General features: G+C 56.0%; 17 protein-coding genes. 7 read left to right on the top strand and 10 right to left on the bottom strand.

Annotated elements, in window-relative coordinates; all coding sequences use genetic code 11:
- Positions 1-19 precede the first annotated feature (19 nt).
- Positions 20-442: a nuclear transport factor 2 family protein gene (locus CFT68_RS13520; protein WP_088844087.1), complete on the bottom strand. Its 423-nt coding sequence runs from the start codon at positions 440-442 to the stop codon at positions 20-22.
- A 162-nt stretch (positions 443-604) separates the two neighbouring features.
- Between CFT68_RS13520 and CFT68_RS13515 the strand changes: the two genes are divergently transcribed.
- On the top strand, positions 605-1,126 hold the full coding sequence (locus tag CFT68_RS13515) for a gamma carbonic anhydrase family protein (protein ID WP_088844086.1): 522 nt from the start codon (positions 605-607) through the stop codon (positions 1,124-1,126).
- A gap of 85 nt (positions 1,127-1,211) precedes the next feature.
- On the opposite strand, the gene CFT68_RS13510 is transcribed toward CFT68_RS13515, so the two are convergent.
- On the bottom strand, positions 1,212-2,543 hold the full coding sequence (locus CFT68_RS13510) for a hemolysin family protein (protein ID WP_088844085.1): 1,332 nt from the start codon (positions 2,541-2,543) through the stop codon (positions 1,212-1,214).
- A 217-nt stretch (positions 2,544-2,760) separates the two neighbouring features.
- Between CFT68_RS13510 and CFT68_RS13505 the strand changes: the two genes are divergently transcribed.
- Both CFT68_RS13505 and CFT68_RS13500 read left to right on the top strand, forming a co-directional pair.
- Positions 2,761-4,980 carry a protein-disulfide reductase DsbD family protein gene (locus CFT68_RS13505; RefSeq protein ID WP_088844084.1) on the top strand — a complete coding sequence of 740 codons (2,220 nt, stop codon included), beginning with the start codon at positions 2,761-2,763 and terminating at the stop codon, positions 4,978-4,980.
- Positions 4,981-5,601: 621 nt separating this feature from the next.
- The gene (locus CFT68_RS13500; protein WP_088844083.1) at positions 5,602-6,066 is read left to right on the top strand and encodes an AsnC family transcriptional regulator; all 465 of its coding nucleotides are present in this window, start codon (positions 5,602-5,604) and stop codon (positions 6,064-6,066) included.
- 78 nt (positions 6,067-6,144) lie between these two features.
- Here CFT68_RS13500 and CFT68_RS13495 read toward each other — a convergent pair whose 3' ends face one another.
- The gene (locus tag CFT68_RS13495; protein WP_088844082.1) at positions 6,145-6,450 is read right to left on the bottom strand and encodes a hypothetical protein; all 306 of its coding nucleotides are present in this window, start codon (positions 6,448-6,450) and stop codon (positions 6,145-6,147) included.
- 154 nt (positions 6,451-6,604) lie between these two features.
- On the opposite strand from CFT68_RS13495, the gene CFT68_RS13490 reads away from it, so the two are divergent.
- Positions 6,605-7,573, top strand: coding sequence for an energy transducer TonB (locus CFT68_RS13490; protein ID WP_170934803.1), 969 nt, complete (start codon positions 6,605-6,607; stop codon positions 7,571-7,573).
- Between the two features lie 82 nt (positions 7,574-7,655).
- Here CFT68_RS13490 and trxA read toward each other — a convergent pair whose 3' ends face one another.
- The 3 genes from trxA to dnaE form a co-directional block, all read right to left on the bottom strand.
- The gene (gene trxA, locus CFT68_RS13485; RefSeq protein ID WP_088844080.1) at positions 7,656-7,988 is read right to left on the bottom strand and encodes a thioredoxin; all 333 of its coding nucleotides are present in this window, start codon (positions 7,986-7,988) and stop codon (positions 7,656-7,658) included.
- Between the two features lie 208 nt (positions 7,989-8,196).
- Positions 8,197-9,654, bottom strand: coding sequence for a hypothetical protein (locus CFT68_RS13480; protein WP_088844079.1), 1,458 nt, complete (start codon positions 9,652-9,654; stop codon positions 8,197-8,199).
- 96 nt (positions 9,655-9,750) lie between these two features.
- Entirely contained in the window at positions 9,751-13,434 is a 3,684-nt protein-coding gene (gene dnaE, locus CFT68_RS13475; RefSeq protein ID WP_088844078.1) for a DNA polymerase III subunit alpha, read from the bottom strand.
- A gap of 261 nt (positions 13,435-13,695) precedes the next feature.
- Between dnaE and CFT68_RS13470 the strand changes: the two genes are divergently transcribed.
- From CFT68_RS13470 to CFT68_RS13460, 3 genes are all read left to right on the top strand, one after another.
- Positions 13,696-14,880, top strand: coding sequence for a DUF4249 domain-containing protein (locus CFT68_RS13470; RefSeq protein WP_088844077.1), 1,185 nt, complete (start codon positions 13,696-13,698; stop codon positions 14,878-14,880).
- A 63-nt stretch (positions 14,881-14,943) separates the two neighbouring features.
- Entirely contained in the window at positions 14,944-16,128 is a 1,185-nt protein-coding gene (locus CFT68_RS13465; RefSeq protein ID WP_170934802.1) for a DUF4249 domain-containing protein, read from the top strand.
- A gap of 60 nt (positions 16,129-16,188) precedes the next feature.
- A complete protein-coding gene (locus tag CFT68_RS13460) occupies positions 16,189-17,376 on the top strand; it encodes a DUF4249 domain-containing protein (RefSeq protein WP_170934801.1) in 1,188 nt (395 codons plus the stop codon).
- A 141-nt stretch (positions 17,377-17,517) separates the two neighbouring features.
- Here the strand turns inward: CFT68_RS13460 and CFT68_RS13455 are convergent, their stop codons facing one another.
- The 4 genes from CFT68_RS13455 to CFT68_RS13440 form a co-directional block, all read right to left on the bottom strand.
- Positions 17,518-18,225, bottom strand: a complete 708-nt coding sequence (locus tag CFT68_RS13455) for a LysM peptidoglycan-binding domain-containing protein (protein ID WP_170934800.1) — start codon at positions 18,223-18,225, stop codon at positions 17,518-17,520.
- 114 nt (positions 18,226-18,339) lie between these two features.
- On the bottom strand, positions 18,340-20,508 hold the full coding sequence (locus CFT68_RS13450; RefSeq protein ID WP_088844073.1) for a LysM peptidoglycan-binding domain-containing protein: 2,169 nt from the start codon (positions 20,506-20,508) through the stop codon (positions 18,340-18,342).
- 267 nt (positions 20,509-20,775) lie between these two features.
- Positions 20,776-23,739, bottom strand: coding sequence for a TonB-dependent receptor (locus CFT68_RS13445; protein WP_170934799.1), 2,964 nt, complete (start codon positions 23,737-23,739; stop codon positions 20,776-20,778).
- 128 nt (positions 23,740-23,867) lie between these two features.
- Positions 23,868-24,512, bottom strand: coding sequence for an O-methyltransferase (locus CFT68_RS13440; RefSeq protein ID WP_088844071.1), 645 nt, complete (start codon positions 24,510-24,512; stop codon positions 23,868-23,870).
- Positions 24,513-24,520 lie beyond the last annotated feature (8 nt).

The raw sequence follows: 24,520 nt of genomic DNA, 5'->3' as shown, positions 1-24,520 counted from the left end.
GCAGTTATAGTACTTTGGGTCAGTGGGCCACGGCTTTGCGCGCTTGAAAAGCTTGGCTGGTAGCCGCAGTATCCGTGAAAATCTGGAAACGGCTGACCTTGCCTTCGCGCATGACAAAGGCATGGGCCCACTCTTCCTCGTGTGGTTGATCATTGGCCCGAACCCGTGCTTTAGAGTAGCCCAGTACCACTACTTTGTCTTCCTGAACGATATAGTCGACGGGTTCAAATCGATCAAATACAATAGCATCGTGTACTTTAGAGAAGAAATCGGCTACCTGCTCTAGCCCCCGATATACCCCGGCATAGGGAATAATATCCGATGGGCCGGGCACGATAAACTCAACATCTTCTGTGTAGAGTTTCAGCAGGTTCGGAATGTTTCCCTGGTTGAAAAGCGCATATCCTTCCTGCACTACCTGGACGTTTTGCTGCTCATTCATGGCCGTAGCAATTCTGCACTGGTGAAGGGCTGCATGTCAAAAGTCATCCTTTGCATCAGCCCTATCCGCAAAAGGTGGCTTATGGGTAGGCATTATGCTGTAAATGAATAAGATGCAGCATTAATTGGCCTTGTTTAATATAACGAATTACTGGTAAACTTCATGCCTCCACTCATACTGCCTGTGCAAGGCAAACACCCTGAAATTGCGCCTGACTGCTACCTAGCAGACAATGCCACCGTTGTAGGCGATGTTACGCTTGGGGCCAAGTGTACCGTGTGGTTCAATGCCGTAATCCGCGGTGATGTGAACAGTATCCGCATCGGTGAGCAGACCAATGTTCAGGACGGCGCCGTTATTCATTGTACCTATCAGAAGGCGGCTACTACTATTGGCGCCCGCGTGAGCATCGGCCACAAGGCCATTGTGCATGGCTGTTCCTTGGAAGATGATGTGCTGATTGGCATGGGCGCCATCGTGATGGACCGGGCTGTGGTGGGCCAGGGCTGCATTATTGCGGCCGGCGCCGTAGTGCTGGAAAACACCCAGTGCGAGCCCGGCTACCTGTATGCGGGTATCCCGGCTCGAAAAATCAAGCCCGTAACTGAGGAGCAGCGCGCAACCATCCAGCGCACCGCAGATAACTATGTGCTATACGCCAGCTGGTTTACACACGAAGTATAGCACTAGGCCACTAAGCATAACAAAAAAGCCCTCCAAGTGAGGGCTTTTTTGTTATGCTTAGTGGCCTAGCACCTGAGCTACTGGCCTAGAGGCTCAACTCTTCATTGGCTTCTTCTTCGCGCTCAGCCTGCGTGGTTACGCGGAGCTGTACCAGCTCTACGGCCCGGCGGGAGCGTTTCAGCACCCGGAACTCGTAGTTATCGAGCACGGCCACGTCGCCTACTTCCGGAATGTTACCGTAGATAACGTTCAGTAGGCCACCTACCGACTCATAGTCGTCGCCTTCGGGTAAGGGGAAGGGCAGGTACTCGTTGGCGTCGGAGATAGGCGTGGCCGTGTTTACGCGGTATTCCAGGTCGGAGACCTTTTCTACCACGGGTACTTCGTTGTCGTACTCATCCTGGATTTCGCCTACCAGCTCCTCCATAATATCTTCAATCGTCACGATGCCCGACACGCCCCCGAACTCGTCGCTGACCACGGCCATGTGCATGTGTTTGCGCTGAAACTGGCGCAGCAACCGGTTGATCTTCTTGGTTTCGGGCACGAAATAGGCCGGCCGCATGATCTTCTCCACCAGAATCGGCTCGTTCCGACGAATTATCTGCAGCAAGTCCTTCACATACAGCACTCCCACGATGTTATCGATGTTGCCTTCGTACACCGGAATGCGCGAGTAGCCTTCGTTGTACACGGTTTCCAATAGGGCATCCTGCGACAAGTTCACATCGATGGCGGCAATCTTGGTGCGGGGCACCATGATCTGCTTCACCATGCGGTCGTTAAACTGAAAGACGTTCTCAATCAACTCGTGCTCGGAGTCCTGAATCTCGCCGCTCTGCTTGCTTTGATCCAACAGCAACCGCAGCTCATCGGCAGAGTGGGCTTCGGAGCCGTGAGTAACCTCACCGCCAAACATACCCGCCACCATGTTGGAAAGCTTGTTCAGCACCCAAATGGCCGGAAACGTGATAAAGGCGAAAGCCCGCAGCGGAATGGCAATGGCCATAGTGGTGTTTTCGGGCTTCTGAATAGCCAGCACCTTAGGTGCCTGCTCACCCAGCACAATGTGCAGAACCGTAATAATGGAAAACGATGTGACCAGCGAAATCTGGTGCACGGCCGTAGCCGAAAGTGTGATGTGAAACTGATCAATGAGGGCCATGACCACTTCGGCCACCACGCTTTCACCAATCCAACCCAGCGCCAGTGAAGCCAGCGTAATACCCAGCTGCGTAGCCGACAAATAATAATTCAGGTCTTGCAGCATGTTCTGCACGAGCTTAGCCAGCCGGTTGCCGCTCTGTGCCTTTATCTCAATCTGCGAGATACGAACCTTGACGAAAGCAAACTCTGCCGCCACAAAAAAGCCGTTCAGCAGCACTAGCAGAACGGTAAGTAAGATATTTAAGATCATAGATGCGGGGCACGGCTCGACCGGCCTGGCTCCCTTTATGTAACAAAAGTACGAGAATCCGGACAAGCGGTTCGGATGAGGTTCTTCCAACGCTTCTGCAAGCCCCGAAAACCTGCCGGCGCTGGGCCGGTTGGAGGAGCGGTAGGTGGGAACTATGGCGGGTACTAACGTACTTTGTCAGCTTGCTGCCTTCCTTGTCCAGATTCTTCTCTGTCTCATGCAATATTTAAAAATTCTTTTCCTGGTTCCTTTGCTGGTGCTCTCCGGTGCGCTGCGTTCGGTAGGCCAGGTGCTCACGCCCACCAAGCTTAGTGTTGCCGTCGGTAAGACCGCCCTGAAGGTGGGCGAGGAAACCGACCTCATCGTGAATGCCACGATTCAGAACACGTGGCACCTCTACGCCACCGACTTCGACCCCGACCTGGGCCCTACGGTATTTAGCTTCACGTTCACCAAAAGCCCCGCATACGAGTTGGTGGGCAAGCCCAAATCAGTAGGTGCGCAAAAGCATTTCGATGAGGTGTTCAAAGGCGACGTCACGTATTTCGAAAAAACCGGCCTCATTAAGCAGCGCATTCGGGTGCTACAGCCCGGTGCCCTCACCATCAAGGCCGATGTAGAATACCAGAGCTGCACGGATGTAGATGGCCGCTGCATTCCCGGCAACGAAACGCTCAGCTTCGGGCCACTGCAAGTAACCGGCACCGCAGCTGCTCCAGCGGCCAACCCGGCCTCGGGTACTGGCCTAGGGGCCGCGCCTGCCACTGCTCCAGCCGCAACAGCCTCCTCGTCTTCCCCAGCTACTACGCCAGTGGCTTCAGCAGAGCCGCTAGCTACGCCTGATACCGCTACTACTGCAACAGCCGCAACCTCCGCCGAGGCCACTGTGGTGGCGCCGGCCACTTCCGCAGCGGTTGGCACGGCAGCTGTGGCTGTGCAAAGCAACCAGGCGGCCGGTACGGCCATCAGCCTCTGGAAATACCTGCTGCTGGCCTTTGGAGCTGGCCTAGTGGCTGTGCTGATGCCGTGCGTGTACCCCATGCTCCCCATGACGGTGTCGTACTTCACCAACAACAGCCGCAGCCGCGGCGAGGCCATCAGTAAGGCCTTGGTGTATGGCCTTTCCATTATCAGCATTTACACGGGAGTAGGAGTAGTGCTCAGCTTGCTTTTCGGGGCCGATGCCGCTAACCTCATCAGCTCACACTGGCTCCCGAATCTGCTGTCGTTCGTCATCTTCATCATCTTCGGGATGTCGTTCCTAGGGTTGTTTGAAATCAACGCACCGAGTGGCTTAGTGAACAAAGTAGATGCCCAGGCCGACAAAGGTGGCTGGTCGGGTCTGTTCTTTATGGCCGCTACGCTCGTGCTGGTGTCGTTTTCCTGCACGGTACCTATCGTTGGCTCGGTAGCTATTGCTGCCGCCAACGGGGAGTTGCTGCGCCCTACGCTGGGCATGCTGGCCTTCTCTACCGCGTTTGCTTTGCCCTTCGTGCTGTTTGCTCTGTTCCCTACCTGGCTGAAGTCGATGCCCCGCTCGGGCGGCTGGCTGAACACGTTGAAAGTGGTGCTGGGTTTTGTAGAGTTGGGCATGGCCTTCAAGTTCCTGAGCTCCGCTGATTTGTCGTACCACTGGGGGCTGCTGCCGCGCCCCATTTTCCTGGCCATCTGGATTGTGCTGGCGGGCCTGCTAGGCCTGTATCTGCTCGGTAAGTTCCGCCTTTCCCACGACAGCGAAACCACGCACGTAAGTGTGCCGCGCCTGCTGATGTCGGCGGTGGCGTTTTCCTTTATGCTGTATATGGTGCCCGGCCTGTTTGGGGCGCCGCTCAACGGCCTTTCGGCGCTGGCACCACCCGCTACTCGCCAGGATTATGCCTGGCTGAATGCCAATGGAGCACCGGCCGTTTCGACGGCTTCTACGCTGTGCACCAACCCCCGCTTTGCCGATGAGCTGGAGCTGCCCCATAACCTAAGCGGTTATTTCACGCTCCAGGAAGCGCTGGCCTGCGCCCGTCAGCAAAACAAACCCGTATTTGTTGACTTCACAGGGCACAATTGCGGCAACTGCCGCGTGATGGAAGCCACCGTCTGGAGCGACCCCCGAGTGCTGAAGCGCCTGCAGGAAAACTTCGTGATAGTGGCCCTTTATGCCGATGACAAGACGGAGCTGCCCGCCAGCCAATGGTACACCTCCACCCGCGACCAGCGCGTGAAAAAGACCTTAGGTGAGCAAAACCTGGATTTCCAGATCAGCCGCTTCAACATGAACGCTCAGCCCTACTACACCCTCCTGGACCCCAGCAGCACGCTGGAGAAACCCGTTGCCCTGGCCTCCGCAGTTGCCTACGAGTCCGATGTCAACAAATTCATAGAGTTCCTGGATGCCGGGGTGGCTCGCTACAAGCAGCAAAACCAGTCCGTAGCTCAGCAATAAGGCTTTGCTGCCACCGGGAGTGGCCTAGAGCAATTAAGTAGCTCTAGGCCACTCCCGGTGGCCAAATGAGACGCAATGTCTGTAGCTTTGCTGTTGTGCTACAAAAGCCAAAAATCCCGCTAAGCCTCTTTACTGGCCTAGCGGGATTTTTTATGATGATAAGGCAAAGGGCCGCAAAAATGGCGTTCTTTGCACCCGATTTGCAAATCGTTGCGAAGTAGAAACTGTCCTGATAGAAACAACAAAAGGCGGCACCCACCCAGATGCCGCCTCTCACGTTAGGAACGCACCCACCCAGATACGTCCCGTTTTTCCCTCCTCACGATAATCCACCCAAAGAAGAAAAAGCTGTAGAAGAAGGATTCGAACCTCCACGGAGTAGTTAGCCGGCCGCCGGACCAGTTTTTCCCGAATCTCCACCCCCGAGAGAGGAGGGTATGTCTGCCAGTTTCATCATTCTACAGTGTAGGATTCTGCTCCTCTGCCGTTCGCATTGGATTATGACAAATGTAGGTTGTTGGTTAATATTATAAAATAATTTCAGACATTTGAGGGAAAATTTACATTGTTTTTAATATTATAATCTCAGGATTGAAATATTTTCAATCAAAATACTGAAAAATGGCTCGTAATTACGAACTTGACGACACCGACCGCAACATCCTGGCGCTTCTCATTGATGATGCCAAAATGCCTTACACCGAAATTGCGCGCAAAGTGCATGTATCGGGCGGTACAGTGCACGTGCGCATGGCGCGCTTAGAAGAACTAGGCATCGTACAGGGAGCTACTCTTAAAATTGATTACCAGAAGCTGGGCTATGGTGTGCGGGCCTTCCTGGGGATTTACCTGCAGAAAAGTTCCGTGTATGAAGGCGTGGTAACTGCCTTGCGCCAGATTCCAGAAGTGGTCAGCATTGACTTCACCACCGGAGCTTACGGCATTTTCGCTCGCATTATCTGCCGCGATACCAACCATTTGCGGGATGTGTTGCACGGCCAGATCCAGCTCATTGAAGGTATTGAGCGCACGGAAACCCTGATTTCGCTGGAAGAAGCCTTCAATCGGCCTATCCAATTGCTGTAAAGCAGCAGCGCGTAGCTCAACGTGGAAAGGCCGTTTCTTGTGGGAAACGGCCTTTCCACGTTGAGCTACGCGCTGCTGCTAGCGGTGCGTAACCGTAGTTTTGGTGGCAGTGGTCTTATTGGCCTTATAGCGCATATCGGCGGTTCCGTCCGCTTTCTTTGGCCCGGTGGTTTTAGAGGTCGTCGTCATCTTGTTCTCCTTGTAACGCCGGTCCGGGGTGCCATCTGACTTCGTTTTGACGGTTGCAGTAGACTTGGCTGTTGTTTTCTGGGCGCTTGACTTGGTTACAGTAGCGCTAGAAGTGCGGGCAGGAGCCGTTTGAGCCTGCGAGATGCTAGCCATTAATAGGCTTAGCAGGAATAAAAGGGGAAGGAGCTTTCTCATGGGAGGGTCTGAAAGAGAGGGGAATGAGGCGAGTAATTGACTGAGATTCAGGAAATATAGTACTTTTCAAGCCTTAGCGCAATAGGGTTTGGGACGAGGGAGGGAAGTAGGTATATTTCGTGGAACCCGCTGCATGCGGCTAAGCCCAGAACCTATGAAAGCTCGTTATAGTGCGTTGCTCGTGTTGACCTGCCTTCCGTTCTGGGCCGCTGCCCAAACCCTGCCCGCAGTCTACCTCAACGACCATGACGAGGCAACGGTGCCGGACAGCGCCACACACTACCGCCTGATAGAACGGAAAAACGAGCTGCTGGGTACTTATGCCATGCGCGAATATGCCCTGAACGGCACGCTGCTGCTGCGCGGTACACTCACCTCCATCGAGCCGCCCGTTAAAAATGGGCTGCTCACCTGGTACCACCCGGCTGGCGCCAAGGCCGGGCAAGTGCATTATCGAAACAATGAAGCGAATGGCCTCTACGTAGGCTGGTACGAGGATGGCAAAGTCAGTCAGCGCGGGGAATACAATGATGGGCAGCGCGTAGGCCGTTGGATTAGTGTGCACCGCAACGGGCAAAAACGCTCTGAGGGCCGCTACAACGCCGGCCGATCAGTAGGTGAATGGCATTACTATTACGATACGGGCCAGCTAAGCGCCATTGAGTTGCCTGACCGCCAGGGGAAACCGCTGGCATTGGCCTTTTTCAATGAGGATGGCTCTCCTTATATGGGCAAAGTGCAGGCCCGGCAGCTGCCTCAGTTTCCGGGCGGCCAGGAAGCGCTACTGGCCTACGTAGCCCGGAATACCGCTTACCCCAAAAACTCCCGCCGCAAAGGCATCACGGGCACGGTGCAGGTAAGCTACACTGTAGACGAGAACGGACGTGTAGGCCAGGTGCAGGTAGTACGGGGCCTCTCGCCCGATGTCGACCAGGAAGCGCGGCGGGTGGTAGCCAGCCTGCCCACGTTTGAGCCGGGCCGGGAGTACAACCTACCCACCGCCATGACCTTCACAATGCCGATACACTTTGCGCCCAACTTCACGCTGTTCGGCGGCATCAAGCCCCCCGGCAAGGCCTCGCCCACCGAAGCCCGCGCCAGCAACCCCGACGACGAGCCTTAAGCCACTCCAGGTAGGCCAGTAAAGCAACAGCCCCGCTCTCCTTAAGGAGGGCGGGGCTGTTACGCTCAGTGAGCAGTCTTGATTACGCAGTGGTTACTTGCGCATCCAGTTTCTGAGCCAGTACGTGCTTCGGAACAGCACCTACCTGCTTATCTACAATCTGGCCGTTCTTGAACACGAGCAGCGTCGGGATGCTGCGGATGCCGAACTTAGCCGAGGTCTGCGGATTGGAGTCTACGTCGACTTTGCCAATGATGGCTTTACCTTCATATTCGCCGGCCAGCTCTTCTACTACCGGGCCTACCATGCGGCACGGGCCACACCATTCGGCCCAGAAATCCACGAGCACGGGCTTATCGGAGTTGATGATCTGGTCGAAGTTAGCATCGGTAATTTCGATGGCTTTATGTCCCATAACAGTAGGGGGTTTAATGGAATGTGTATGCTGTTTACGGTCAACCGGGCCGCAAGGTAGCAGATTGCGATTCAACAAGCCACGAGCCAGAAAGTTCATTCGGCCAGAGTGGCAGTTCCGTCGGCCAATAGAGTGTTAATACCAAGTGTAGCAGAACAGTGTGGTTTGGCTAGCGTGCCAATTTGCTAGGCTTCTTTGTGTTAGCTAGTTACTTGGCTTTCAAGGGGCTAAGCTTATCAATGGCATCAAGCTCTTTTTCTCCCTGCTCTGGCCGCACCAGTTGGATACTCGGGCGCAGAGAAGTTGCCGTATTCGTCATGATACGTACGTAATTAAGCTGGCTAGTATTCGGTATCAGGAGTTGCGCCGCCTGCTTGCCAGCCGTCTGTACACCCAAGCGCATTACCCGGGCATAGTAAGGCCACGGAATTTCTAGATACTCATTTGAGCGAAGCTGGCCTACCTGCCTGTCTCCCAAAAACACGGGCACCGGCTCCGCCAAGCTGTCGGCCGTGCGGTACACATATACATAGGCCGTATCGGTTTTAGCTGGATATGGGCGCATAGGGTCAGGGTAGGGGGCGAGGTGGCCTGTGCGCATATCCACGGCATAGCCGGTTGGCTCATCGGTGTGGTTCTGCTCTCGCACGGTAGCTACCCCAATAACTCCGGTTCGCATTTGAGCCTGGGAGCGGGCGCGCATATATTCCAGGTCAGGCTGAGCTTCTCCAACGAATGTGAAGAAGTTGCGCTGACGCACCAAGGGAAAATAGCGCCCTTGATATTGCACGTAAACTTGCTGACCGTCAGAAAAGCCCCAAATGTCCTTCGGAACCGAGCGCCGTTTCTCTGCTTCTACAATTTGTGGGCGAATCCTGGCAACGCCCTGCCATTGCTCTCGGGCCGTTGGTCCGGCAAGGCCTACATGTATTGTATCAAGTAAGATAGAATGCGTGGCATCTGCCTGGTTGGCGAGAAACTGTGCAAAGCTGTAATAAATGCCTCTGCGTGGGGCTTCGCGAATAATGGCAGGTGTTGATGAGATGCCAGTGCTTGTGGTAGTTACAAGGGTGGCATTCTTTGTAAGTTGGGCTAGTGTGAGAGGTGGCCTAGCGGTGGCTTCCTGCCAAGATGCCGACTGAAGTTGTTCAAGACATTGCTGTAGAAGCTGTGCCACTTGGTTATCGTGGCGGTAAGTAGTTTCGAGGGCCCGTTCGGAGGTGCGGGCCGCCACACTTTGCACAAAGTGGTAGCCATCGGGCAGATGAGCGTACACGTCCGCGGCTAAATCAGCGCTGGCTTCTTCCGTAAACCCGTTAAGAACTTCACTTATCCGGAGCTGACGCAGGCAGAGCACTATAGCTTGGTCAGTAGAACGAGCTGGAAGTTGCTTTTGCAGAAAAGAGGTTAGCTCCGTCTCTAGGCCATCACGGAATAGCACGGCGGCCGGGCGGTTGTCTAGACCTCTGTATACAAGGCCAATAGTAGGCTTGCCGGGGCGGCCATCAACTACCTTTCCCACATAATATGTGCGGTTGGGTAAGTTGATGTGCTGCTTCTCTAAACTCAAATAATACTGCTGCGCCTGCCCTGGAAGGGCATATAGGCCTAGAAACACGAAGGCAAGTAGAAAAACCTGATACTGCTTAGATAGCTGTTTATTCATGTAGGAAGTAAAGGTGTGTATAGCCGACAAAGCAAGCCGCTGATTCCAACGAAACCTATCGTTGAAATCAGCGGCGTTTAAGCTCTCGGTACTCTATTAAATCAATTGACAGGCGTCAATTTCCATCTCGCGCATCTTCCGGATAAATTCCTTTGGCTCGATGCGGTAGCGCCGAGAATACGTGTCCACGGCTAGGTGCTCGTGAGGCTCGGCAAACTTGATTTCAAGCTTCTTCGAGCCCGCGCAGCCTTCCACGGCTTCCATAAAGCGGTCCATGAAGGGCTCCGTGATAGTGCGTAGGTCCAGCTGCACCCGCACGCCGTTGGCGAGCTTCTCGGCCACGTTGAACAGCGGCTCCATGGTCATGATCTTGAACTCGAACTGGTCAGAGTCGCGGAAGCGCTGGGCATATTTGCCGCGGATAAACATGGGTGGCACCTGCTCCTTGTCGTAGTTCCGTGGGTTGATGATGCTGGAGAATTTCGTGTAGTCGTCGCGGAACAGCGCCAGGTTTAGGCTGCTTTCGTAGTCTTCAATATTGAAGCTCACGAAGGGCTGGCCCGTTTTGGTGGTCTTGAACAGCACGTTCGAAATCAAGCCAGCCACGGTTACGTCGCGGTTTTTGTAGTTCTCCACCTTGTCTAGGCCACAGGTGCAGTACGAGTCGATTTCCAGCTTGAAGTCATCGAGTGGGTGACCGGAAAGATAGAAGCCTACTACTTCCTTTTCGCGGCGCAGCTTCTCCGTAGGGCTCCATAGTTCCATGTCCTGGATCTTAGGCATCGGAATGGCCATCATGTCGCCGCCACCACCAAAGAGGCTCTGCTGGGCCGACTCCTTGGCAGCCTGATGCTGCTGGCCCACCTTCATGGCCTTCTCGATGACGTTTTGGTCGCCGGTGGGTGCCTCGATGTACTGGCGGCGGTGGTAGCGCTCGAACGAATCGAAGGCGCCGGCCTGGGCCATGCTCTCGAAGGTTTTCTTGTTCACGGCCCGCAGGTTTACGCGGCGCGAGAAGTCGAAAATATCGGCGTACGGCCCGTTTTTGTCGCGTTCCTGCACAATCTCTTCCACGGCGGCCTCGCCGGCACCCTTCACGGCGGCCATCCCGAAACGAATCTGGCCTTGTGTGTTCACGTTGAACTTCAGGATGGATTCGTTCACGTCGGGGCCGAGCACGGCTACGCCCTGCTTGCGGGCCTCCTCAATAAAGAACGTCACCTTCTTGATGTCGCCCATGTTGTTGGTCAGCACGGCAGCCATGTACTCCGCCGGGTAATGGGCCTTGAGGTAGCCGGTCTGGTAGGCCACTACGGAGTAGGCGGCGGAGTGGGAGCGGTTGAAGCCATAAGCCGCAAACTTCTCCATCACGTCGAATACCTCGTTGGCTTTCTTGGCCTTGATGCCGTGCAGCTTCTCGGCGCCTTCGCAGAATTTCTCCCGCTCCAGGGCCATCTTCTTCATGTCCTTCTTACCCATGGCCCGGCGCAGCAAGTCGGCGCCGCCGAGGGAGTAGCCGGCCAGAATCTGAGCCGTCTGCATGATCTGCTCCTGGTACACCATAATGCCCTGGGAGTAGTTCAGGATAGGTTCCAGCAGCTCGTGCGGGTAGTCCACCGTTTCGCGGCCGTGCTTGCGGTTGATGAAGTTCGGGATGAACTGCATCGGGCCCGGCCGGTACAGGGCGTTCATGGCAATCAGGTCCTCAATGTTGGTGGGCTTGAGGTCCTTGAGGTACATGCGCATGCCCTCCGATTCAAACTGGAACGTGCCGATGGTGTCGCCGCGCTGGTAGAGCTCGTAGGTTTTCTGGTCGTCAATCGGAATCTCGTCGATGTCAATTTTAACGCCGTGGTTGCGCTCAATCAGGTTGATGGCATCGACGATGATGGTCAGGGTTTTGAGCCCCAGAAAGTCCATCTTCAGCATCCCTGCCGACTCAATCACCTTGCCATCAAACTGCGTGATGAGCAGGTCCGAGTCTTTGGACGTAGAAACCGGAATGTACTTTGTGATGTCGTCGGGAGCGATAATAACGCCGGCCGCGTGGATACCGGTGTTGCGTACTGAGCCTTCGAGCTTCTCGGCGAGGCGCAGAATCTGGCCGCGCAGGTTGTCGGGCGCGTCGTCGCGCCGAATCATGTCCAGCTCCTGGTTCTCGGCAAAGGCCTTGGCCAGCGTAGTGCCCACCTGGTCCGGCACCATCTTTACCAAGTCGTTGGCCACCGGCAGCGGCAAATCCATGGCCCGCGACACGTCCTTGATGCTGGACTTGGCGGCCATGGTACCGAAGGTGATAATCTGGGCTACCTGAGTTTTGCCATACTTATCTACCACATAATCAATGACTCGCTGACGGTTCACGTCGTCGAAGTCAATATCAATATCGGGCATGGATACCCGCTCCGGATTCAGAAAACGCTCGAATAGGAGCGAGTACTTAATCGGGTCGATGTTAGTGATGCCAATGCAGTAGGCCACTGCCGAGCCTGCCGCCGAGCCCCGGCCGGGGCCTACGGCCACACCAATGCTGCGGCCATGGTTGATGAAGTCCTGGGTGATGAGGAAGTAGCCCGCAAAGCCCATCGTCTCAATCACGCGCAGCTCGTAATCCAGGCGCTCCTCAATCTCGGGAGTACGGTCGGAATAGCGCCGCTTGGGGCCTTCAAAAGCGCCTTTATAGGTAAGGTGGCGCAGGAAGGCGTCAGCGGTTGGGTGCTCGGGAGGAAGAGGGAAGTTGGGGAGCAGAATATCACGCTGCAGCTTGGGCGGCGTGATCTTATCCACAATTTCGTTGGTGTTGTCCACGCTTTCCGGCACATCGGAGAACAACAGGTTCATCTCGGCCTGCGTCTTGAAATAGAACTGGTCGTTGGCGAAGCCGAAGCGCGCCCGCGGCTTAGGCGACTGGGCTTCCTCGTCAATGCGCTGCAGCTGGCGGCGGATGGTGGCATCCTGGCTGGCCAGCGGGCGCAGGTTATCGAGGTGGTCGTAGTGAACCTTGCTGTCCTGGGAAATCAGGCGGAAATACTGGGTCTGGAAGTCGCCGACTGGGATGCTGTGCTCCTCACCCGTATTCACGCAGAGCAGAATATCGTGCGGCGCAAAGTCCGTCTGATCTACGTAGTGCGAGTCGTTGGTGCAGATGACCTTCACATTGTACTTTTTGGCCAGGCCTAGCAGTACTTGGTTTACGTCTTCCTGGCTCTTGCCGGTGCCATCGAAGTTCATCAGGCCATGCCGCTGAATCTCGATGTAGTAATCGTCCTCGAACACATCCAGCCACCACTTCAGCAGCTCCTCCGCCTTGGCCTCGCTCTCAAACAGAATGGCCTGCGGAATCTCGGCGCCAATACAGCAGGAGGTAGCAATCAGGCCCTTGTGGTACTTGAGCAGAATCTCCTTATCGATGCGCGGAAACTTACTATACACGCCCTCAATGAAGCTCATGGAGCAGAGCTTGCTCAGGTTGTGGTAGCCATCCTGGTCTTTGGCCAGCAGAAGCTGGTGGTAGCGCTTATCCCGCTCGCCTTTCTCGCGGCTAAAGGCCTTTTTGTGGCGGTCGGCCACCATGTAGAACTCGCAGCCCACAATCGGCTTCACGTTGTACTTGTTGGCCTCGGCCACAAAGTTGAACGCCCCGAACATATTGCCGTGGTCGGTGAGAGCTACGGCCGGCATCCCATCAGCCTGGGCCTTTTTCATGAGGGCGCCAATGCTGGCCTGGCCATCAAGAAGGGAATATTGGGTGTGGGAGTGAAGGTGCGAGAAAACGGGCATGGCAGGCGGGCTTCGCGCCGTTAGGGCGCGTTGCGAACAGTAAAGTTACCGCCGCTGGGCGGGAAAGGAAAGTTGTAAAAGCGGTGCTTTTTGCTTAATCAGATAGAAGCCTTGTATAAGAGCTTAGCCACCTACTACTGGGCTAATAAAATAATGGGGCCGAGTATTTTTCCTAGGCCTAGTGAGCTAATCGCCAAGTAAGCAGAACAGCTGCGTATATTTAGCCATTCTATATTTTATTACTGATTCAGCTCCATTCATATGGTCGTATGGTTACGCCGGTATTCTTTTCTACTCCTCTTCTTTTGCGTGAGTGGCTGCATCGAGCCCTTTGAGCCCAAGGTAACCGACAAATCGACGGATTATCTGGTAGTAGATGGCGCTATTAATAGCCAGGGTATGACGGTTATCCGGCTTTCGCGCACCACTGGCCTAGCCCAAAATGCCAAGGTGCCGATTGAAGGAAAAGCCCGTGTGTTTATTGAAGAAGAAGCGGGTAAGCAATATCCTCTCTTGGAAGGTCCGGTGGGTACCTACACTTCGGCGGCCCTTACGTTGCCCGCCGGAAAGGCAGTACGCTTGCATTTTACTACGGTAGGAGGACGAGAGTATGCCTCCGACTTTACCCCCGTCAAGACGACACCGGCTATTGATTCGGTGACGTGGAGGGCCCGGCAGGAGGGGGTACAGATCTATGTGAATGCGCATGATGACACGCAGCAGTCACGCTACTACCGCTGGACCTACGATGAGACGTGGGAATTTACCTCGGGCTTTCTATCGGTTATCAAATACGATCGGGGAAATATGGTGTACCGCACTGCCAGTGAGGATATCTACCACTGTTGGTCCAGTGCCGTATCCACGGCCATCAAGTTGGGGACTACTACGAAGCTAGGCCAGGATGTGGTGTCGCAGCAACCCATAACGCTTCTACCGCCAAACTCTACAAAGCTGCGCTACAAGTATAGCATCCTGGTAAAACAGTACGCTCAGACGCTGGAAGAGTACCAGTATTGGGAGGCTCTGCGTAAGAACACGGAGAACATCGGCACCCTTTTCGACCCACTGCCCACCCAAACGGTGGGCAACGTGCACAACTTGGCCAATAAATCGGAGGTCGTGATTGGGTTTGTAGGGGCACAGTCGGTAACGGAAAAGCGCATCTTCATCGACGAAGCCAGACTGCCCCACGACTGGACCTATATCACGGGCTACGAAAACTGCATCGTGCCAGACACTATGGAACGCCCCTTCACAGGTGGCGGGGCTGCGGTTCCGCTTACCCAGCAGCAAAAGATAGACTTCTTCAAGGCTGGGGTAGATATACCAATTGATGAATATGTGCGCCCTGGCACAAGTACGGTCAATTACCTGTACTCTACCGCTGAGTGTGTGGATTGCCGTCGGCGCGGCACCAATGTGCGCCCCAGCTTCTGGCGATAGGCCTAGGCCACTCTTTTGTGTTGTTGACTTGAATGCTACTAGGTGGCTCCTACTGATATGAATATGATTTTCACGAGCGCTAAGCAATGCAGTTGGTGGGTGGCGTTGTTGCTCCTGATGACGGGTTGTGTCGAGGCGTTTGAGCCAAAAGTTACCAGCAGCTCCAGCAGCTTTCTGGTGGTGGATGGCGCCATTAACACGCAGGGTATTACCACGATTCGGCTGTCGCGCACTGCTGGCCTAGTACAAAATTCCCAAGCTCCGGTAGAGGGCAAAGCGCGGGTGTTTATTGAGGAAGAAGGCGGGCGGCAGTATGCCCTGACGGAAGGCGTGAGTGGAATATATAAATCGGCTGTGCTGGCGCTGCCGGCTGGTAAACAGGTACGCCTCCGCTTCTCCACGGCCGGCGGCCGAGAGTACGTATCCGACTTCACCAGTGCCAAGGCCACGCCACCTATCGATTCCATTACCTGGCGGCCAACCACGCAAGGGCTGCAGATTTACGTGAATGCCCACGACGAAACGCAGCAGGCACGCTATTACCGCTGGACTTACGATGAGACGTGGCAGTTTACCTCCGCTTACCAATCGGTGCTGGAGTTCCGGAATGGGGTGTTTCTGCCGCGTCAGGAGGATATTTTTCACTGCTGGGGCACGGAGCAGCCCAGCGCCATAAAGGTGGGTACTACGGTAAAGCTAGGCCAGGATGTGGTGGCGCAACAGCCACTAGCCCTGCTGCCGCAGAACTCCGTGAAGCTGCGATACAAATACAGTATTCTGGTTAAGCAGTACGCCCTCTCGCCGGAAGAGTACCAGTATTGGGAGTCGTTGCGCAAGAACACAGAGAACATCGGTACACTCTTCGATCCGCTGCCCACCCAGCTCACGGGCAACGTACATGCCGTGCTAGATCCGGCCGAGCAGGTGATAGGGTTTGTAGGGGCACAATCCGTAACGGAAAAGCGCATCTTTATCGCCAAAACCGAGCTGCCTGCGAGCTGGAAATTTGCCACGGGCTACGAAACCTGTCTGCTCGATACTATTCCTAGGCCAAGTGCTCCGGCAATTCCGCCCCCACCGACGGAAGCACAGGTATTGGAGTTTTTCCAAGGTGGAGCGCCGTTTCCGGTGGATGTATTTAAGATATCCGGCGACCCGAATAATAGAAATTATTACCTGTTTTCCTCGCCTGATTGTGTAGACTGCCGCAAGCGCGGCACCAATGTGCGGCCCAGCTTCTGGAAGTAGCGCTAGGCTACTTTATGTTGTTATTGTCTTGAAAAATAATGGGTTTCAATTGATATGAATATGTCTTTTTGTAGTGCTAAACCGTGCAGTTGGTTGGTGGTATTTTTTCTGCTAACAACGAGCTGTATCGAAACATTTGAGCCGAAAGTAACGAAGGGCATACCCAATTTTTTGGTAGTGGATGGTGCCATCAACGCGCAAGGTATTAGTACTATTCGGTTGTCGCGCACTACTGGCCTAGCGCAGAATGGCCAGGCTCTGGTGGAAGGCAAAGCGCGGGCCTTTATTGAAGAGGAGAGCGGGCGGCAATACCTGCTGACAGAAAGCCCGGCCGGCACTTATACTTCCGCTTCCTTGGTGCTACCCGAGGGAAAGCCCGTACGGCTGCACTTCACCACCGCTGGTGGCCGCGAGTACGTCTCGGATTATACCAGCGCAAAGTATACCCCGCCTATTGACTCTATCACGTGGCGGCCAACAAGCTTAGGCCTACAGCTGTACGTGAGCACACACGATGCCAATGATCAGTTGCGCTACTACCGCTGGTCATATGATGAAACTTGGGAGTTTACCTCGGCTTATACGTCCACTTTCAAATATGAAAACGGGAAAATTGTAGAGCGAGACCCGCTGGAAGATATCTATCACTGTTGGACGTCTGAAAACTCAACGAGAATTCGTGTCAGTACAACACAGAAGCTGGAGCAGGCAGTGGTATCGGAATCTCCCCTGACTTTGCTGCCGTTTACTTCTACCAAGCTGCGCTACAAGTATAGCATCCGGGCAAAGCAGTACGCGCTTTCGCAGGAAGAGTACGCATATTGGGATGCGCTCAGCAAGAACACCGAAACCCTTGGGACCCTTTTTGATCCGCTGCCTTCTCAGCTGAGCGGTAATGTACATAGTCTAACAGATGCCTCTGAGGTTGTAGTGGGTTTCATAGGGGCTCAGTCGATAACGGAGAAGCGGATTTTTATTGACCGCAGCGAGCTGCCGAAAGACTGGGTAGCGGAAACCGGCTATGAAAGGTGCGGCGTCGATACCATGCTGCGCCCCCACGGTATCTATCCGAACCCACGGCCTACCCCAGCCGATGTAATCCAGTTTTTTGCCGACGGACAGCACATTCCGATTGAAGATCTGCAGCAGGATCCCCGCAACCCCGAGCGCTATTACCTCTACAGTGTGGCTGAGTGTGTGGACTGCCGGAAGCGCGGCACGAACGTACGGCCCAGCTTTTGGAAGTAGCGGTAGGCCACTATTATCAGAACAAGCCAGGGAATGTCGGCGTGGTAAGCTCGCGCCTGACCAGACGTGATGGTTCTACTTGACAGAAAGCAAAAAGGCTACCCGTACGGGTAGCCTTTGTTGTAAGGAAGTGGCCTAGGCCTATTTGGTGGCCTCAACCACCAATACTTCACCAGCCTTCACATCACCACTAGCCTTATCATTCAGGGCCTGGAGCTGGGCCGGTGTAATGCCGTAATGCTGGGCTATGCTATAGAGCGTTTCGCCCTTTTGCACGGTGTGCTTTGTTTGAGGCGTTGGGCTCACTGCCATGGCTGGAGCTGCCGCTGGTTTAGGCGAGGCGGCTGCCTGGCTTATGGTAGGGGCGGGGCTGGTGGCCGACCGGGCCGTTGTTGCCGCTGCTGCTACGGCCTTCGGGCTGCCCACAAACCCAGTGGCTTTTAAGCGGGTAGAGGCTTCCTGGAGAGCTGGGTTTTTAGCGGCGCGGGCATCGAAACCGCGAAACTGGGGGCTCCGCAATAACGTGCGGAGCTCTACTTGCCAGGGTTGCTGGCGGAGGCGCTGGGCCAGGGCGGCTTGCTGCTCCTGTGGAAGGCTGGCCGTGTAGTGGCTCAGGCGCTGGTTAAGTGCCGGAATGTCTTGCAGCGCCGTGTTGATCAGCTCGACGGCATGCGCATCGTTGGGCTCGAAATAGATGCTGCGCAACTGCCTGACACTGCTTTGCACCAAACCAGACATTACCCGAACAGAATCTTCGGATAGTGGTGCGGGAACCACCTGCTGCGCCCGCAACGACAAAGAGCCCAGCAGCAAACCGGCCAACAGCGAGAGAGTAAAAGAAAAACGCATTCGAAAAAAGCGGTAAAGTGTAATCAGTAAGGAAAAGTATAATGACAATGAAAAGTCATGCATATGCCTTACCTGTAAGCTTTCAGGTGAGGCAGGAAACTTAAAAGAAGTGGCCTAGGGCTGTTTCGTAGGGGTCACGAGGAGCACTTCCCCAATCCGGACACCACCATCTGCTTTGCTGTTCCACTCCTGAAGCTGGGCCGGCGTAACACCATAGCGCCGCGAAATGCTGTAGAGCGTCTCGCCTTTCTGCACGGTGTGGCGAATGGTTTGGGTGGCTGCCGGAACAGGTTGCGCTGCTTGTGGTTTGGCACTCGGCTGAGCAGCAGGCGTGGCGGGCATGGCCATATCTGCTGGCGCCGCCACGCGCAGTATCTGCCCAATGCGCAAAGCCGGGTTTTGCGGCAGGTTGTTCCAGAGCACGATATCGGCCGGCCGCAGGTTGAAGCGGCGGGCTACTGAATACAGATTCTCTTTGGGCTCTACTGTGTGTAGGCCACTCGCCGGCACCGGCTGCACCACTGTAGGTACTGGCACTACTGGAGTTGCGACAGGTGCTGCGGCAGATACTGGCGCTGGCTTAGTGGCCGGCGCTGTGTTGCTGGTAGCGGGTGCGGTGGTAGGTTCCGAAACCGTATCATCTTCCCGAGGTTCATCGGCAATGGGAGCCGCCGCTGGAAGTGGCTTTTTAGGCGTAGGAGCGGCCGGGCGCGTGGCGGCCGGCTGGCCGGCGTAGGTGCCAGCCGAAGCGGCTGGCTTAGTGGGCTGGGTGGGAGCCGGTGGCAGGTCGTTGAGGTTTTCGGTGTGCTCGTCGGTGGCACTATCGGGCTGCACGACTGTAGTGCTCGTGCTGGCTGGCTCGGTTTGCTCTTCGGTGGCGTCTTCCAGAACGCGGGTGGCACCGGCGGTGCGTCCTTTGTAGGGTTCCGGCTCATCATCCGTGCGGCGGGCCTTAGCTGGTTTGGTAGAGGTTGGTGCTGGTGTTGTAGAAGGGCGCTCGAAGGCGGCCAGGGCCGGGGCATTATTGCCATCGGCATATTCTACGGGTACGTTTTTGGGGCGTGTGTGCTGCAGCCATAGCACCCGGCCGGCGCGCAGTTCCTCGTTGCGGGGCATGCGGTTCTTGCTCCAGATGGCTTTTGCCCGGATGCCGTACTTCTGCGAAACCGTGGCTACACTCTCGCCGGGGCGGGCTACATGGTATTCCACGGCAGCCTTGTCGCGCTTCTTCTGCACGAAATAGGGCTGGCCGGTTACAATGTTGTCGAAGGCAAACAGGTCATTAAACTGCATGAACTTGCGCATCTTCAGCTTGCCACGCTTAGCCAGGATTTCCTTGGTGTCGCCGGGCAGAGCAATGAGGGCGCGTAGGCCATTCACCCGCACAAAATCCACATTCTCGGGGTCGGGCTGGGGCGCATTGAGCAACTCACCTGAGGCGGCGGTTTTCTGCTGAGAGGCCAGAGCCGTGAGTTGCAGTGGGTCCGTAATCGGGACCAGCATGGTGTACACGCGGTCGGTGGGTACGGTAGGGGCCAGGAGCCAGCGGTTGTATTTCGCCAGCTCGTTGGGGTCTTGCTGCATGGCCTGCGCCATCACGGAGAGGGGCCGGCCGGCGGGGGCCGGAAACTCCTGCAGCATCAGCGGAGGCTTGGTGTTCAGGCCAATAGCCGGTTCGTAGGCCAGTTTGTGGGCCAGAAACGTGAGAATATAAGCGTTGGTCTGCTCGGTAATCTCGATGTTCGTGGCATCATAATCCGTGGGCAGGGTGTAGGGCTTGGTGCCCGTGAGGCCCAGGTTGTAGCTCAGCAGCGAGTTGATCCAATTGTGGAAGGTCTTGTTGTTGCGCAGCAGGTATTGCGCCGCTGCTTTCGAGGAGGCCGTCAGGTGCTTGCGCTCATCTACGGCGTCGTTCATTACCAGCCCAAAATCAACCGCCGACTCCCGCTTAAACTGCCAGTAGCCTACGGCATCATGTATGCTCTGGGCATCGCCCTGTAGGCCACTCTCCTGCAAGGCCAGAAAGTGAAAATCGAGCGGGAGGCCTTCTTGCTGAAATACGCGGTCAATCAGCGGGAAATAGGCATCGGCGAGGGCCACGCGGGCCTGGAACGATGCCGGGTGGCGGCGTAGCGCATCTACTTTCTGCTGCACAGCGGTGCGGCCGGCTGGCGTAAAACGCAGGTGCAGACCTGCTACATCGAGGTTCGTGGGAACGGGAACAGACTGCGCGGCTGCCAGCCAGGGCAGCAGTCCACACAGGAAGAGTACAAGTCGTTTCATGAAGGGCAAGCAACATTTAGGGTCCCGAGTATTTGCTTCGCGGGCCGCTATGCTTACAAAGTAGGGGAAAAATTAAGTGAATAGTGCCCTTCCTGTAGCAAGTCCAAAAGAATGGCAGAATACTACTTGCGGGTTGGGCGCCTAAGCCAGTGCCTTCACCTTCGCAACCCAGGTCAGGAAACAACTCAAAACCAGAAGCGCCCGCAACAGGGCTGTTGCGGGCGCTTCTGGTTTAGAAAAGGGAGGCGATAGGGCGTGGGCAGTGGCCTACATGCCGCCACCGGGAGGGGTGCCCATGCCGCCCGGCGCGCCAAAGCCACCACGGCGTGGCCCGTCAGGGCGCTGGCGCTGTCCGTCAGTGGGCAGGGCATCGTTGCCGGCGCCCCCGAAGTTGCGGATGTTGTAGGTAAACATCAGCATCAGATACCGCTGCAGAATATTGGTTTGGGTGGTTTCGAAGTACGCTGCATTGGTGGTGGGCGTAATGTTGTTGTTCTGTTTCAACAGGTCGTAGGCGTAGAGTTTCACCTCAGCCTGCTGCTTGGCACCCAGCTTTTTGCCCACAGAGGCATTCCAGAGCACAAAGTTCTGATTGTAGCCCGCGCCTAGGCCAGTGTAGAGCTGGTGGCTGACATCCGACTGAATCGTGATGCCCTTCAGCACAATCCAGTTGAGGCGCAGGGCCGTGCTCTGGCGGAAGTATTGGCGGTTTACCTGCGTAGAGAGGCTGTTGCGCACGTAGCTCTGGCTGGAGTTGGAGGAAATAGTGAAATCCAGCTCCGGACTGATGTTACTGCTAAGCACCACGCCCAAACCCGCGCTGGGCGTGCGGCTGTAGTTCAACTCATTGAACACCAAGCCTGGTGTCTGGGAGTAAGTGGCGTTGGCGTTCAGGTTCAGGTTTGATTTGATAAAGGCCAGTGGCAGGCTGTAGTTCATGAACGAGCGCACCGAATACTGCTGATCCAAGTTGACGGGTCGCGTGAGCTGGCCGCCCGCCGGAATCACAATGCCATCCAGCGTAATCGGGCCGCCAGCGGCATAGATGGTGCTGTTGGTGATGTAGTTATTGGTGTAAGAGCCGCCAATCAGGGCAAAGAAGGATGTGGATTTCTCCGGCACCGCAGAGGAGTAGCGGAAGTTCAGGTTGTGCTGGTTTTCCTGTCGGAGGTTGGGGTTGCCGGTGGTCAACTGCAGCGGGTTGGCATTGTTCACTACCTCCTGCAGTTGGCTGATGTTGGGGGAGTTGGTGCGCATCTGATAGTTCACGCGCAGGTTTTGCTGCTTCGAGAAATTGTAGCGCACCATGGCGTTGGGCAGCACGTTCAGGAAGTTGCGCTCCGTCAGAGACGCCCGCGGAAACTCCTGGTCGCTGTGGAGCTGGGCGTATTGCACCGTAGCGCCTACCATCCACTGCACGTCTTTGTTCTGGAAGCGGTAGCTCAGGCCACCGGAGTTGGTCAGGTAGCGGCTGTCGAACACGCTGCTGAGTGTATCGTTGAGGATGGAATACCGCTGCTCGCCCGGCGAGAAGTTGTAGGTTCTTTTATCGGAGCTATTAGGCGTGTACGACACCCGATATTCCGCCTGCAGCTGGCTATACTGGCCTAGCGGCTCCGTATAGTTCAGGTTGCCGTTCCAGGCCCAGCCCTTCTGCGTCAGCTCCGAAAATTGGTTTAGTAGCGCGGTTTGCGTAGCCCCCGTAGTATCTACTGAGGAGGTTGAAGACAGCAGGTTATTGTCGCCGTCCTTGTTATTATAGGTAGTGTTGAGGCCTACCGATGCCGTGCGTCCGCGCTTCTGAAAGCGGTGGCGGTAGAGCAGCTGGTTGCCGGCCGTGATGCCCGTGAGGGCCGAACGGTAGCTGCTGGTGTTGCCGCCCAAGGTGTTTTCCTGATTTTCAAGCGCCAGCGCCTCAAAGGTGCGGCCATCCAAGGTGCTGTTTCCGGTGTTGCGCTGCACCGAAAGGCTCGGCCGCCACAGAACAGAGTTCAACGAGTCAAACTTGTGGTCGAGGCGCAGATTGAAGCGGTTGTTGATGTTGCGGCTCGTATTCAGGGAGTTCTCCGTGTAGCGCAAATCCTGCGGAGAGCCACCTTGTGCCACGTAGTTGCGCAGCAAGTTGGTGCGGGCCGTATTGTCGCTTAGGTTGAAGAAGTAGCTGCCCTGCACGTCGGTTTTGGTGCCCCAGGTGTCGGAGTAGTTCAGACCGATGGCGTGAGTTTTAGAGATACCGCCCTGTTTGCCCACCAGAAAGTCGCCGGCATTGCCGCCGCCGCCGCCCTGGTTACCACCGCCGCCGGCCCGGCCACCGCCGCCTCGCTGGCCCTGGCCACCGCCGCCCTGGCGCGAAGTGCCCACTACGCCTAGCAAATCCTCGGTTCCGAAGTTCTGCTCGTTCACGTTGTTGCTTTGCGCCACCACCGAGAGGCGCTGCTTGCCCTTAAACTGGTTGAGGTTGCCGCTGAGGCGGTACCGGTCGTCCTGGGGGCCGTAGCCAGCCAGTACCCGCCCAAACTGGCCGTTGCGGAACTGGGGCTTCGTGATGATATTGATGGTTTTCTGCTGGTTGCCATCGTCGAAGCCCGTAAACTGAGCCTGATCGGAGGCGCGGTCATACACCTGAATCTTATCAATTACCTCGGCCGGAATATTCTTGAGCACAGCATCGGGGTCGTTGCCGAAAAACTCTTTCCCGTCTACCAATACGCGCTGCACCTGCTCGCCCTGGGCCTGCACCTTGCCGGTGGTGGGGTCTACTACCACGCCGGGCATTTTGGTGATAAGGTCCTGGGCGTTGGCGTCGGGGTTGGTTTTGTAGGAGCCAGCGTTAAACTGAGCGGTGTCGCCTTTCTGCACGGCCGCCGCGGCTTTGCCCACCACTTCCACGCCCTTCAGGGTCACGCCGCCCGGGGCCATGGTCAGGTTGCCCAGGGCTACAGGCTGGCCGGCCAGTGTAAGCTGGCGCTGCAAGGTCTGGTAGCCCAGGAAAGAAACCGTGAGCTCGTAGCGGCCGGCCGGTAGGCCAGTCACGCTGAAATTCCCCTCGGCATCAGCGGCGGCACCGCTTTTTACCGAGTCGGCGGAGAGGCCGCGCACCAGCACGTTGGCCCCAATCAGCGGCGACTGGTCCGTGCCGTCAAGCACGCGCCCGCTCACCGATGATTGGGCCTGAGCGGCTCCCAGGCTCGCCCACAATAGCGCAATGAAAAATAGAAAACGTATAGGCATGAAGCTGACAGAATAGACCATTAGCCGGAATAGACGCAAAATGCAGCCCGACGTTTACCCGGCTCCCTAAAATATCTGAAATAATAGATAGTGTATAATGAATATACGGCGCTGTAGAAGGCGTAGGCCTATAGCTTGCGCACCAGCAGCAATCCGTCGCGCAGGGGCAGAAACACGTTTTCCACGCGGGCATCGGCCTGCACCTTGTCGTTGAAAGCGCGCACGGCGTGAGTGTCTTTGTCCGAAGGCTTGATGGGGTAGGAGGGCAGGACTTTGTCACCCCACAGCACGTTGTCAATCAGCAGGAAGCCACCGGGCCGCACGTGCGGCAGCACCAGCTCGTAGTAGGTGTCGTTGTTGATTTTATCGGCATCAATAAATACCAGGTCCCAGGTTTCCTGTAGGCCACTCACTACGGCGCGGGCATCCCCAATATGCAGCCGAATCCGGTCTTCATGACCCGCCTCCCGGATGTAGCGCCGAATGCGGGTTTCCAGCTCGGGGTTTTGCTCCACGGTGTGCATTAGGCCACTTTCCGCTAAGCCCTCCGCCAGACACAATGCCGAGTACCCCGTGAAGGTACCCAGCTCCAGCACCCGGCGCGGCCGAACCATGTGGCTCAGCATGCTCAGCAGGCGGCCCTGGGCGTGGCCGGAAAGCATGCGCGCATGAAGCAGCTGCACATGCGTTTCGCGGTTGAGGCGGGCTAGCAGCGGGCTTTCGGGCGTGGTGTGCTGGTCAGCGTAGGCCTGGGCTTCGTCGGAGGAGTACATGCAGAGTA

The sequence above is a fragment of the Hymenobacter gelipurpurascens genome, assembly GCF_900187375.1.
In the GTDB taxonomy this organism is placed as follows: Bacteria; Bacteroidota; Bacteroidia; order Cytophagales; family Hymenobacteraceae; genus Hymenobacter; species Hymenobacter gelipurpurascens.
This window is presented reverse-complemented; position numbering and strand designations above follow the sequence as displayed.